Below are 13,230 nucleotides of genomic sequence, written 5' to 3' on the forward strand. Positions count from 1 at the left end.
GGTTTTGTCGCAGGATGCAAACTCCGTTACATATTTAACGTATGTTAAACATTGCTGATATCCCGCACGTGCGGCGCAGGGCTGTGGGGGCTTTAGCGCTGCCCGGTTGTCGAGGAAACCGGCGTCGTGAGGCTGGACTGCTGGGCGGCTTTTTTATCCTGGTGATGATACCAGGCGCCCACAGAGGAGTAGATGAAGCGGCCAAAGAAGAAGATGAAGCTGATGAGCAGAATGATCCGGGTCATGCGACCGTTAAACCGATGTCGTTTTCGCATAGTAGTGACCTGACTCACTGAACGTTCCTTAAAAAATACCCGCGGCGGGGCGATGGCCCCTATTAAGTCACAGAGCGGAGGCAGGGTCAATTAACGTGTGCGCAAAAAATAATCACCACACGGGGGAAAAGCTGCGCTGCCCGCGATATCCAAAAATTGGACCGCTTTCGGATGAAAAAGTGGCCACCTTTCTTGATTTAAATCAAACGATACCCCTGAGTGACTATTACAATCACTGCTCTTTGCCGCGTACAGGCTGCGGCGCTTCAAAGTCAGGTTGGATGCCTGTCCGATTGTGCCCACAGGATCCGGGATATCCTCAGAGCATCTATGGCGTTAATGACATTTTATAAAAAAAGTCGTGATAAATGGTGGGGCCTGCCCCTGCTGCTTCCTCTTGTTCTGCTACCGCTCACCCGCTTTGCCAATACCTTTTCTCAGTTTGAAGGCGGCACGGCGACCCTTTACTATCTGCCGCTGGCCTTTATGCTGAGCATGATCTTCTTTTTCGGCTGGCAGGCGTTACCGGGCATGATCCTCGGTGCCTGGGTGGTGATGGGACACGGGATGACCACAGGCGAAAAGATGTTTGTGATCATTCACTTTCTCGTGCCGTCGATCCTGAGCTGGGGGGGCTACCGGGCCTTTGTTACGCGCCGGCACCAGATATCCTACAGCACCACCTGGCTGATGCCCCAGCGCATGTTCTGGCAGGTTTTTTTTCCGGCATCCCTGTTCCAGCTGCTGCTGATGTTCGCCATTTTTCTCGGCATGCTGCCGGAAGATGTCCCCCTCACGGGGGCCGGGGCGTTGACCCTGAATAGCCTGGTGAACTATCAGGCGCTGCTGGTAGGGTGTATGACCGGCGTACCGATAAGCTACCTGGCTATCCGGATTATTCGCCATCCGCAGCACCTGCGCGCCTACTGTTCGCAGCTCCGTCATCAGATTGACAGCAAGGTGAGCAGGAGCGAGATGGCGTGCTGGGCGCTGGCGCTGCTGTTTATTCTGCTGCTGCTGCTGGCGCCGTCCAACGGCTCCGGCTCCATTTTTATGACCAACTACACGCTCTCGCTGCTGCTGCCGGTGATGCTGTGGGGGGCGATGCGCTTTGGCTACCGGCTGATTTCCGTGATCTGGACGCTGGTGCTGATTGTGGCGGTCCACTTCTACTATCGCTACATACCCTTTTACCCCAACTACAGCAACCAGCTGGCGATCACCTCCTCCAGCTATCTGATTTTCTCCTTTATCATCGCCTACATGGCGCTGCTGGCAACGCAGCAGCGGGTCAGCCATGCCAGGGCACAGCGCATGGCCTTCATCGATCCTGTGGTACATCTGCCTAATCTCTGGGCGCTGAGTCGCCATATTGCCGCCACGCCGTGGTCGATTCTCGGCTTTATTCGGGTGCCGGAGCTTGAGGTTTTAGGGCGAAATTACGGCATGATGTTTCGCATTCAGTACAAGCAGGCGCTGGCAAAGTGGCTTGAGCCGCAGCTGCAGGCCGGGGAGCAGATCTATCACCTCTCCGGTCACGATCTGGCGATTCGCCTCAATACCGAGGCGCACGATACGCGTATTGATATGCTCTATTCGCGCCTGAAGCGCTTTCGCTTTATGTGGGACGGGATGCCGCAGCAGCCGAACATCGGCGTCAGCTACTGCCACGTGCGCTCGCCGGTGCAGCACCTGCCGATGCTGCTGGGGGAGCTGAGCACCATCGCTAACCTCTCGCTGGTGACGGGCGTCGTGGAGAGTCTGCAGCACCGCAACGCGATGCATTTACAGCAGCGGCAGCGTATCAAGGTCAACATTATGAACCGCATTCAGATGGCGCTTGATAATGACGGCTTCTGCCTGATGGCGCAGCCGGTATCGGGGATCCGCGGGGATAATTTTTATGAGGTGCTGCTGCGCCTCAAGGGCGATGACGGAGAGACGATCATGCCCGATGATTTCTTCCCTATCGCCCACGAATTTGGCCTCGCGTCGCGCATCGATCTCTGGGTGCTGGAAAACACGCTGCGCTTTATGGACGGTGCCCGGGAGGCGCTGCCCGGCCTGCAGCTGTCGGTCAATATCTCACCGGCGTCCGCCTGCGGCGCGCGCTTTCCCGATACCGTCACCGGGATGCTCGCGCGCTACGGCATCGAACCCTGGCAGCTGATTATTGAAATCACCGAAAACCAGTCGATGACCTACCCAGAACAGGCGCTGGATAACATCGAGATACTGCGGGAAGCCGGCTGCCGGATTGCCATCGACGACTTTGGATCCGGCTACGCCAGCTACGCGCGGCTTAAAAAGCTCAGCGCCGATATCCTCAAGATTGACGGCAGTTTTATTCAGAACCTGCTGAAGTGCAGCCTCGATTACCAGATTGTGTCGTCCATCTGCCATCTGGCGAGGATGAAGCGAATGCGGGTGGTGGCCGAATACGTGGAGTCGGAAGAGATATGCGATGCGGTCGTTGCGCTCGGAATTGACTATCTGCAGGGGTACTACATCGGCAAACCAGCGCCGCTTCAGTCGCTGGTTGCCGATAGTTCAGACGTGCCCTAAGCGGCGGGCGTCTCCCCGGCCTGCGGCGCTTCGCTGATTTTCAGCATCCAGCCGGTCACGTCTTCCCAGTACTGCTGCTCTTTCTCAAGATCGAGCAGCACCAGCGCGTTCTGGCTGAACCAGTCGTGGGGGAAGCACAGCGTCCAGTGGTTGGCCTCGGTGGTCAGCGTCAGGGTCGGCGGCGTGGTGGTCGCCTGGCGCTGATTGTTGAGCAGTACCCCAAGGCGCAGCAGCTGGATCATCGGCAGGAACTGCTTTTTGCGAAACAGCGTGAAGCGCGGCAGCTCGTCGAGGCGAATAGCCTTGCGGTGGAAGCGCACCAGGGTGGTGATCAGCAGCTGCTGCTCCTGGTTGAAGCCCGGCAGATCGCTGTGCTGCAGAATGTAGGCCGAATGGCGGTGCAGACCGCTGTGGTTGATGTTAAGCCCCACCTCATGAAGAATGACCGCCCACTTGAGCAGCGCTGCCAGCTGCGGATTAGCGTGTTTCGGATTCTGCTCAGCCCACTGCTGGTACATCCAGGTGGTGGTCTCCAGCACCCGATGCGCCTGATCGCGGTCGATATTGTACTGATTCGCCAGGCTCTGGGCGGTGCGGCTGCGGATATCATCGTGGCGGAAGCGGCCCTCCATCTCGTAGAGCACGCCTTCGCGCAGCGCGCCGTCGGAGAGCTTCAGCTCCTTGATTGCCAGGGCGTCGAACACGCCGCAGAGGATGGCCAGGCCGGGAATAAATACCGCCTGCCGGTCCTCAGAGAGCCCGGGCAGGCTCAGCGCGCTGAAGCTCTTATACTTCAGCACTTCCGCCACCAGTTTCTCCAGCCGCTCCGGCGTAATGATGCCGTCTTTTTCGCCCATCTCAATCAGCACTTCATGCACCGCTTTAATGGTGCCGGAGGCGCCCATGGCTACGCTCCAGCCCTGGATGCGGAACTGCCAGGCCAGGGTTTCCAGTTTCTGTACCGCCGCGAGGCGGGCGCGCTGAAAGCGCTCCTTGTTCACCGTGCCGCCGGGGAAAAACAGCTGACCGAAGCTGACGCAGCCCATCCGGCGGCTCTCGACCAGCTTTGGCGTGAAGTCCTCGCCGATCACCAGCTCCGTCGAGCCGCCGCCGATGTCGATCACCAGCTTGCGCCCCTTCTCCGGCTGGGTGTGCTCGACGCCCATAAAAATCAGCCGCGCCTCTTCGTTGCCGGAGATTATCTCGATAGGGTAGGGGATCACTTTCTCCGCCCGCTCAAGAAACTCCGCCGCGTTGAGCGCCTGGCGCAGCGAGTGGGTGCCGACGATGCAGACGTTAGCCGGCGCGAAGCCCTGCAGGCGTTCGGCGAACAGCGACAGGCAGTTCAGGCCGCGCTCCATCGCCTCTTCGCTGAGCATATTGTCCTCGCCCAGCCCGTCGGCCAGGTGTACGCGCTGCTTCAGGCGGCCTATTATCTGCATCGCGCCGTCCACGACGCGCGCGATGACCATATGAAAACTGTTCGACCCCAGGTCGACCGCCGCAAACTCCTGCGGCCGGGACGGTTTGGTTTTAATGGGCATAGATTAATCGGGTTGCTCAAGTGATTTGATGTAGTCGTAAATGGCCAGCTGCGAGCGCACCTTGCGGCGGTTACCGCGCGGCACGTAGCGGTTGCTCAGCTCTTTGTCGATATAGCGGGCCTTAACGGTGTCGCTAAACAGGATCTCAATAATGTCCAGAATACGCTGCTTCAGGCGCGGATCGAGCAGCGGGGTTGCCACCTCAATGCGGTAGTCGATATTGCGGGTCATCCAGTCGGCGGAGGAGAGCCAAACCCGCTTGTCGCCACCGTTCTCAAAGATATAGATTCGGTCGTGCTCAAGATAGCGGTCAACGATGCTGATGACGTTAATATTGTCGCTGATCCCCTCAAGCTGCGGGATCAGCGAGCACATGCCGCGGATCAGCAGGTTAACCGGCACGCCCGAGCTGGAGGCGGCGTACAATCTGTCGACCAGTCCTTTGTCCACCAGGTTATTGAGCTTCAGGGTAATACCCGACGGCAGGCCGTTCTGGGCGCTGGCTATCTCTTTGTCGATCATCTCGTACAACAGGCGGCGCGAGTTCTGCGGCGAGACCATCAGATAGTCGAAGCTCACCGGCCGGTAGGGATTTTCGATAAAGCTGAACACCCGGCGCACTTCGTTGGTGATGCGGGCATCGGCGGTCAGCAGCGAGTAGTCGGTATAGGTGCGGGCGGTCTTCTCGTTGAAGTTGCCGGTGCCGATGTGGGCGTAGCGCACCACATCGTCGCCCTCTTTGCGCGAAATGAGGAACAGCTTGGCGTGGATCTTCAGCCCCGGCGCCGAGAAGATCACGTGTACGCCCGCTTCGGTCAGGCGCCGCGCCCAGTGGATGTTGGCCTCTTCGTCGAAGCGCGCCTGCAGCTCCACCACCACGGTCACTTTTTTGCCGTTGTGGGCGGCGTGGATCATCGAATCGATAATCCTCGAATCTTTCGCCACGCGGTAGATGTTGATTTTGATCGCCAGTACGCTCGGGTCGAAGGAGGCCTGGCGCAGCAGTTCCAGCACGTGCTCGAAGGTGTGGTACGGATAGTAGAGCAGCACGTCGCGCTCGCGCACGGCGTCAAAGCCGTTGCGGAACTTATCGAACCAGACGTGGCGCAGGCGCGGCAGCGGCTTGTTGACCAGATTGGCCTTGCCGACGTTGGGGAACTTAATAAAGTCCTTGAAGTTGTGATAGCGCCCGCCGGGAACGATAGAGTCGTAGCGGGAGATAGCAAACTTCTGGCGCAGCATCTCGACCATCGCATCGGGCATATCGCGCTGGTAAACAAAGCGCACCGGCTCGGCGGTCAGACGCTGCTTGAGGCTCGACGACATCAGCTCCATCAGGCTGGATTCCATCTCGTGGACCAGGTCGTATTCGGCGTCGCGGGTCATCTTCATCGAGTAGGCATTTAGCGCGTCGTAATCGAAGAAGCCCTTGAAGATGTCGTCCAGGCAGTAGCGCAGGATGTTATCCAGCAGGATCATCGGCTTGCGGCGGCGCGGCGTCTCCGGCGGCAGGTTGACGAAGCGCGGCACCTTGTCGGAGGGGATCTCCAGCAGGGCGTAGTTGATTTCATCCCCGCGAATGATCTCCACCGCCAGATAGGTGTAGTCATCTTTCAGGAACTGCACCAGATCGGTTTCCCGGTTGATAAGCGTCGGCGTGATGTGCGGGCGCAGGTACTGCTTAAAGTAGTTGCGCAGCCACACCTGCTGATTGGCCGACAGCTGGCGCTCGTTGATAAGAAAAATTTGGTTGCGGGCCATCTCCAGCAGCAGCTCGTTATAGAGACTGTCAAACTCCTGGTCGGCCTTCAGTACCCTTGATTGGATCTTGCCCAGCAGATGGCGGGAGTGGGCGGTGCTGCCCTGTTCTTCGCTGATGATGATGCGGCGCTTGAGCTCCGCGAAGCGCACTTTGTAGAACTCATCGAGGTTATTGGAGTAAATCCCCAGGAAACGCATACGCTCGATTAACGGGTTGCTTTTATCCGCCGCTTCCTGAAGAACTCGCTCGTTAAATGATAACCAGCTGAGCTCTTTTTCAATATAAAGCTTATCCTGACCCATTACGACTCATACTCCGGTTGATTGACGCGGAAAGCGCCCTATTATGGCGAGCTTTGCGCCGCTATGTCCAACTGTGCCAGATGAGTATGACATTAATCAGTTTATCCTGAACTTTCACAGATTTTTTTTATTGGCGGGAAGGGAAGTCGCGCGCCCGCCGGGCGGCGGGCGCGGAAAGCTTACTCCTCGGCGGCATAGCCCTGGGCGGGCAGGCGCGCGCCGTCAAGCCAGGCGGCGTTATCCTTCATGGTAAGGCGGCCGTCAACGAACCAGCCCACCACCAGCGGATAGATAGCGTGCTCCTGATGCTGCACCCGGGCGGTGATGACCTCTTCGTCATCGCCGGCAAACACAGGCACCTTCGCCTGTAAAATCACCGGCCCGCCGTCCAGCTCGTCGGTGACGAAGTGCACGGAGGTGCCGTGCTCCTCGTCGCCGTTGTCCAGCGCCTGGCGGTGGGTGTGCAGACCCGGGTATTTCGGCAGCAGGGAAGGGTGAATATTCAGCAGCCGCCCGCTGTAGTGGGCGACGAACGCCGGGCTCAGGATGCGCATATAGCCCGCTAGGACCACCACGTCCGGGGCGTAGGCATCTATCTCCTGCATCAGCGCTCTGTCGAAAGCCTCGCGGCTGGCGAACTGACCGGCGGTCAGCGCGTGGGCCGGAATACCGGCCTCCCGCGCCCGCTCAAGGCCGTAGGCCTCCGCCTTGTTGCTGAAAACCGCCCGCAGAACGCCGTTAATACGCTGCTGCGCGCAGGCGTCGATAATCGCCTGCAGGTTGCTGCCATTGCCGGAGATCAGCACTACGATGTTCTTCATTATTCAATGACCACGCGCTGTTCCGCATCTGAGGCCTTGATGTAGCCGATTTTCCACGCCTGTTCGCCTTTGTCGTTCAGGAACTGAACCGCCTTGTCCGCTTCGGCTGCAGGCAGGGCGATCACCATACCGACGCCGCAGTTGAAGGTGCGGTACATCTCGTGGCGGCTGACGTTGCCCGCCTGCTGCAGCCAGCTGAACACGGAAGGCCACTGCCAGGAGGATTCGTCGATAACGGCCTGGGTGTTGTCCGGCAGCACGCGCGGAATGTTCTCCCAGAAGCCGCCGCCGGTCAGGTGGGCAATGGCGTGGACCTCGACGTTTTCAATCAGCGCCAGCACGTTCTTCACGTAGATGCGGGTCGGGGCCAGCAGGCTATCCGCCAGCGGCTTGCCGTCCAGCTCGACGGTTTCCGGGTTGCTGCCGCTCACTTCGAGAATTTTGCGCACCAGCGAGTAGCCGTTGGAGTGCGGGCCGCTGGAGGCCAGCGCTACCAGCACGTCGCCGTCGGCGACTTTGCTGCCGTCGATGATTTCTGATTTTTCCACTACGCCGACGCAGAACCCGGCGACGTCATAATCTTCGCCGTGGTACATGCCCGGCATTTCGGCGGTTTCGCCGCCTACCAGCGCGCAGCCGGACTGCAGGCAGCCCTCGGCGATGCCGGTGATGACGCTGGCGGCAGTGTCAACGTCCAGTTTGCCGGTGGCGTAGTAGTCGAGGAAGAACAGCGGCTCGGCGCCCTGAACCACCAGATCGTTTACGCACATCGCCACCAGATCGATACCGATCGCGTCGTGGCGCTTAAGATCCATCGCCAGGCGCAGCTTGGTGCCCACGCCGTCGGTGCCGGACACCAGCACCGGTTCGCGGTATTTTTGCGGCAGCGCGCAGAGTGCGCCGAAGCCGCCCAGGCCGCCCATCACTTCCGGACGGCGGGTCTTCTTCACCACACCTTTGATTCGATCAACCAGAGCGTTACCCGCGTCGATATCAACACCGGCATCTTTATAGCTGAGAGAGGTTTTATCGGTCACTGCAAAGTCTCCACGCGATGGCGTTAGCAAATAAAATCGGCGCCATTCTAACAGCCAGAGCAAACGTTTGCGAGGCCTGCGGCGGATATCTTTTTTGCCCGCAATGTTGAAAGCGACGGTTGCGTTATCGCCGAAATGTGAACCCCGTTCACGAAAATGAAACCGGGTACATTTTTGCGCTTGCAGGCGGCCGCCGTAGCCCACACACTCGGAATGAAACCGGTTTCTGAATCAGAGAGAGGAAGGGGCATGTCAGGATTTAAACGCGATTTTCTGTGGGGCGGCGCGGTGGCGGCGCATCAGCTTGAGGGCGGCTGGAAAGAGGGCGGTAAGGGCGTGAGCGTGGCCGACGTGATGACCGCAGGCGCCAACGGCGTGCCGCGCGAAATCACCGACGGCGTGCTGCCGGGCAAGAACTACCCGAACCACGAGGCGATTGATTTTTATCACCGCTATAAAGAAGACATCAGGCTCTTCGCCGAGATGGGCTTTAAGTGTTTCCGCACCTCGATTGCCTGGACCCGCATCTTCCCGCTGGGCGACGAGTCGGAGCCGAACGAAGCCGGGCTGCGGTTCTACGACGATCTGTTCGACGAGTGTCTGAAGTACGGCATCGAGCCGGTGATCACGCTTTCGCACTTCGAGATGCCTTATCACCTGGTGACCGAATACGGCGGCTGGCGCAGCCGGAAAGTGATCGACTTCTTCGTCCGCTTTGCCAAAGCGGTCTTTAGCCGCTATCAGCACAAAGTGAAGTACTGGATGACCTTCAACGAGATCAACAACCAGGCCAACTTCCACCGGGACTTCGCGCCCTTCACCAACTCCGGCCTCAGGTACCGGCCCGGCGAGGACCGCGAGCCGGTGATGTTCCAGGCCGCCCACTACGAGCTGGTGGCCAGCGCCCTGGCGGTGAAGGCCGCTCGCGACATCAATCCTGAGCTGAAGATCGGCTGCATGATCGCCATGTGCCCCATCTATCCGCTGACCTGCGCGCCGGATGACGTGATGATGGCGATGAACGCCATGCACCGCCGCTACTGGTTTACCGACGTTCACGTGCGCGGCAAATACCCGCAGCACCTGCTGAACTACTTCGCCCGCCGCGGCTTCGCGCTCGATATCACCGACGCCGACCGCGCCGCGCTGGCCGAAGGCTGCGTCGACTACATTGGCTTTAGCTACTACATGTCCTTTACCACCAAGGCGACCGACGACAACCCCGGGCTGGATTACGATGAATCGAAAAGCCTGGTCTCAAATCCGTACGTGAAAAAGTCGGACTGGGGCTGGCAGATTGACCCGGTGGGTCTGCGCTACTCCCTGAACTGGTTCTGGGACCACTACCAGCTGCCGCTGTTTATCGTCGAGAACGGCTTCGGCGCGATTGACGTGCTGGAGAGCGATGGCAGCGTCAACGACCAGTACCGCATTGACTACCTTGCGGCGCACATCGCCGAAATGAAGAAGGCGGTGGTGGAGGACGGCGTGGATCTGATGGGCTATACGCCCTGGGGCTGCATCGACCTGGTCTCCGCCGGCACCGGCGAGATGAAAAAGCGCTACGGCTTTATCTACGTGGATAAAGACAACGACGGCAACGGCACCCTGGCCCGCAGCCGCAAGCGCTCCTTCAGCTGGTATCAAAAGGTGATAAGCAGCAACGGCGAATCCCTCTGATTTTCTCCTGCCAACGCCCTGCACCCGCCGGGCGTTTTTGGCTACGCTATATCTGATCCCTCGCCAATTTGATCTTCGTCAACCCCATAAGTGTTGTGCGGGTAGCAAAAAGCGGTATAATCCGGCGATTTTTTTGGCCGCCCCCCACAGAGGAGAAAGAGAATGAAGATTGTGGAAGTCAAACATCCACTGGTCAAACACAAGCTGGGACTGATGCGCGAGAACGACATCAGCACTAAACGCTTCCGTGAACTCGCCTCTGAGGTTGGTAGCTTGCTGACCTATGAAGCCACCGCCGATCTGGAAACCGAGAAGGTGACCATCGAAGGCTGGAACGGTCCGGTCGAAGTGGACCAGATCAAGGGTAAAAAAATTACCGTGGTACCGATCCTGCGCGCCGGTCTCGGCATGATGGAAGGCGTACTGGAGCACGTGCCGAGCGCGCGCATCTCCGTTGTCGGCATCTACCGCAACGAAGAGACCCTCGAGCCGGTTCCCTACTTCCAGAAGCTGGTCTCCAACATCGACGAGCGCATGGCGCTGGTCGTGGACCCGATGCTGGCTACCGGCGGCTCGATGATTGCCACCATCGACCTGCTGAAAAACGCCGGCTGCAGCAGCATTAAGGTGCTGGTGCTGGTGGCGGCGCCGGAAGGCATCGCCGCGCTGGAAAAAGCTCACCCGGATGTTGAGCTGTATACCGCTTCGGTGGATCAGGGACTGAACGAGCACGGATACATTATTCCGGGCCTCGGCGACGCCGGCGACAAGATCTTTGGTACCAAGTAAGCGAATAAGCAAAAGCAGCCGACTTTAAGAGTCGGCTTTTTTTTGAGTAAAACAGATGACATCCACTATTTTCAGAGGAATAACGCTATGACGCGCCGCGCCATTGGGGTGAGCGAACGCCCGCCGCTGTTGCAAACTATCCCCCTCAGCCTGCAGCACCTGTTTGCCATGTTTGGCTCAACGGTGCTGGTGCCCGTGTTGTTCCACATTAATCCGGCGACCGTGCTGCTGTTCAACGGCATCGGTACGCTGTTCTACCTTTTCTTCTGCAAAGGCAAAATCCCCGCCTACCTCGGGTCGAGCTTTGCCTTTATCTCGCCGGTACTGCTGCTGCTGCCGCTGGGCTACGAAGTAGCGCTTGGCGGCTTTATTATGTGCGGCGTGCTGTTCTGCCTGGTCTCCTTCGTCGTCAAAATCGCCGGCACCGGCTGGATTAACATCATGTTCCCGCCTGCGGCGATGGGCGCTATCGTGGCGGTTATCGGCCTGGAGCTGGCGGGCGTGGCGGCCAACATGGCCGGGCTGCTGCCCGCCGAAGGGCACGCCCCGGACAGCAAGGTTATCCTCGTGTCGATGGCGACGCTGGCGGTCACGGTGTTTGGCTCGGTGCTGTTCCGCGGCTTTCTCGCCATTATCCCGATCCTGATCGGCGTCCTGTTTGGCTACGCGCTGTCCTTTGCGATGGGGATGGTGGACACCGCGCCAATTGCCGAAGCGCACTGGTTCGCGCTGCCGACCTTCTACACCCCGCGCTTTGAGTGGTTTGCGGTCTTTACCATTCTGCCCGCCGCGCTGGTGGTGATTGCCGAGCACGTTGGTCACCTGGTGGTCACCGGCAACATCGTCAAAAAAGACCTGGTGCGCGATCCGGGCCTGCACCGCTCCATGTTCGCCAACGGCCTCTCGACCGTCTTCTCCGGCTTCTTCGGCTCCACGCCGAACACCACCTACGGCGAAAACATCGGCGTCCTGGCAATCACCCGCGTGTACAGCACCTGGGTTATCGGCGGCGCAGCCATCTTTGCGATCCTGCTCTCCTGCGTCGGCAAGCTGGCGGCGGCCATCCAGATCATCCCGGTGCCGGTAATGGGCGGCGTGTCTCTGCTGCTGTACGGGGTGATCGGCACCTCCGGTATCCGCGTGCTGATCGAGTCGAAAGTGGACTACAGCAAGGCGCAGAACCTGATCCTGACCTCGGTCATCCTGATCATCGGCATCAGCGGCGCCAAGATCCACATCGGCGCCGCCGAGCTGAAGGGTATGGCGCTGGCGACCGTCGTTGGCGTCTGCCTGAGCCTCATCTTCAAGCTTATCTCCGTCCTGCGCCCGGAAGAGGTGGTACTCGACGCTGAAGAGGACGAAACGCCCGCTCACTGATCGTTTTCCGGGCGGCGGGATCCGCCCGGTTCTCTCTTACGCGCGTTATGTGGTACACTCAGCGCGTTTTTGTGTCAGTTCATGTTGAGGTCACTCTGAACGCGCCGGCTCAGCTCTCTTTGCCACTCTATCTCCCCGACGACGAAACGTTCGCCAGTTTCTGGCCGGGCGATAACCCCTCTCTTCTTGCGGCCCTCCAGACCATGCTGCGTCAGGATCACAGCGGATACGTCTATATCTGGTCGCGGGAGGGCGCCGGGCGCAGCCACCTGCTGCACGCCGCCTGCGCCGAACTCTCCCAGCGCGGCGACGCCGTGGGCTACGTGCCGCTGGATAAGCGCACCTGGTTCGTCCCGGAAGTGCTGGACGGCATGGAGCACCTGGCGCTGGTGTGCATCGACAACATCGAGTGCGTCGCCGGCGACGAGCCGTGGGAGATGGCGATCTTCAACCTCTACAACCGCATTCTGGAGTCGGGCCGCACCCGGCTGCTGATCACCGGCGATCGCCCGCCGCGCCAGCTTAACCTCGGGCTGCCGGATCTGGCCTCCCGCCTCGACTGGGGGCAAATCTACAAGCTGCAGCCGCTCTCCGACGAGGACAAGCTGCAGGCCCTGCAGCTGCGGGCCAAAATGCGCGGCTTCGAGATGCCGGAAGACGTCTGCCGCTTCCTGATGAAGCGCCTCGATCGCGAGATGCGCACGCTGTTTATGACCCTCGATCAGCTGGACCGGGCGTCGATCACCGCCCAGCGCAAGCTGACCATTCCGTTTGTGAAAGAGATCCTCAGGCTGTAGGGGTTGCCCCTCACCCTAACTCTTTCCTGTCTCTTATACATAAATCTTCGGTTAATCATGTCAGTCAGACGCTTATTCTGACTGAGGGTTTTAAACTCCGGCTTAAAATCGCCTCAGATTCTGACGTCCGGCCGGGGCAGTCAGCAGGGATGCTGGCTGAGGCGAAACGAGGCATGGATGCCGAGTCGAGCCGTACCCGAAAGCCGTACGGCAGAATCTGAGGTTCCGCGCAGCGGCGATTTTTGTTGCCGGGAGCCGGGATTGTCAAGGGAGCGGCGGCT

At 59.4% G+C, this 13,230-nt stretch carries 10 protein-coding genes; 5 read left to right on the forward strand and 5 right to left on the reverse strand.

Annotated elements, in window-relative coordinates; translation table 11 throughout:
• Positions 1-92: 92 nt before the first annotated feature.
• On the reverse strand, positions 93-293 hold the full coding sequence (locus ENGE1_RS17105; RefSeq protein ID WP_071883350.1) for a YfgG family protein: 201 nt from the start codon (positions 291-293) through the stop codon (positions 93-95).
• 312 nt (positions 294-605) lie between these two features.
• On the opposite strand from ENGE1_RS17105, the gene ENGE1_RS17110 reads away from it, so the two are divergent.
• Complete coding sequence (locus tag ENGE1_RS17110; RefSeq protein ID WP_048254491.1) at positions 606-2,840, forward strand: EAL domain-containing protein; 2,235 nt, start codon at positions 606-608, stop codon at positions 2,838-2,840.
• Here ENGE1_RS17110 and ppx read toward each other — a convergent pair.
• From ppx to purM, 4 genes are all read right to left on the reverse strand, one after another.
• A complete protein-coding gene (gene ppx, locus ENGE1_RS17115; protein ID WP_043082562.1) occupies positions 2,837-4,384 on the reverse strand; it encodes an exopolyphosphatase in 1,548 nt (515 codons plus the stop codon). The genes ENGE1_RS17110 and ppx overlap by 4 nt on opposite strands.
• A 3-nt stretch (positions 4,385-4,387) precedes the next feature.
• On the reverse strand, positions 4,388-6,448 hold the full coding sequence (gene ppk1, locus ENGE1_RS17120; RefSeq protein ID WP_048254493.1) for a polyphosphate kinase 1: 2,061 nt from the start codon (positions 6,446-6,448) through the stop codon (positions 4,388-4,390).
• 179 nt (positions 6,449-6,627) lie between these two features.
• Complete coding sequence (gene purN / locus ENGE1_RS17125; RefSeq protein WP_045287187.1) at positions 6,628-7,269, reverse strand: phosphoribosylglycinamide formyltransferase; 642 nt, start codon at positions 7,267-7,269, stop codon at positions 6,628-6,630.
• On the reverse strand, positions 7,269-8,306 hold the full coding sequence (gene purM / locus ENGE1_RS17130) for a phosphoribosylformylglycinamidine cyclo-ligase (RefSeq protein ID WP_043082565.1): 1,038 nt from the start codon (positions 8,304-8,306) through the stop codon (positions 7,269-7,271). The genes purN and purM overlap by 1 nt, the downstream gene beginning before the upstream one ends.
• Before the next feature lie 249 nt (positions 8,307-8,555).
• Between purM and ENGE1_RS17135 the strand changes: the two genes are divergently transcribed.
• The 4 genes from ENGE1_RS17135 (at position 8,556) to ENGE1_RS17150 (ending at position 12,949) form a co-directional block, all read left to right on the forward strand.
• Positions 8,556-9,986 carry a 6-phospho-beta-glucosidase gene (locus tag ENGE1_RS17135; RefSeq protein ID WP_045287185.1) on the forward strand — a complete coding sequence of 477 codons (1,431 nt, stop codon included), beginning with the start codon at positions 8,556-8,558 and terminating at the stop codon, positions 9,984-9,986.
• Between the two features lie 162 nt (positions 9,987-10,148).
• A complete protein-coding gene (upp, locus tag ENGE1_RS17140; protein WP_043082567.1) occupies positions 10,149-10,775 on the forward strand; it encodes a uracil phosphoribosyltransferase in 627 nt (208 codons plus the stop codon).
• A gap of 87 nt (positions 10,776-10,862) precedes the next feature.
• Positions 10,863-12,152, forward strand: coding sequence for a uracil permease (gene uraA, locus ENGE1_RS17145; RefSeq protein WP_045287184.1), 1,290 nt, complete (start codon positions 10,863-10,865; stop codon positions 12,150-12,152).
• Positions 12,153-12,247: 95 nt separating this feature from the next.
• Positions 12,248-12,949 (forward strand): DnaA inactivator Hda, encoded by a 702-nt coding sequence (locus ENGE1_RS17150; protein ID WP_218016958.1) that lies wholly within the window; start codon positions 12,248-12,250, stop codon positions 12,947-12,949.
• Positions 12,950-13,230: the final 281 nt, after the last annotated feature.

Origin of the sequence: Pluralibacter gergoviae ATCC 33028 = NBRC 105706 (assembly GCF_001598855.1) — a bacterium.
Lineage (GTDB): Bacteria > Pseudomonadota > Gammaproteobacteria > Enterobacterales > Enterobacteriaceae > Pluralibacter > Pluralibacter gergoviae.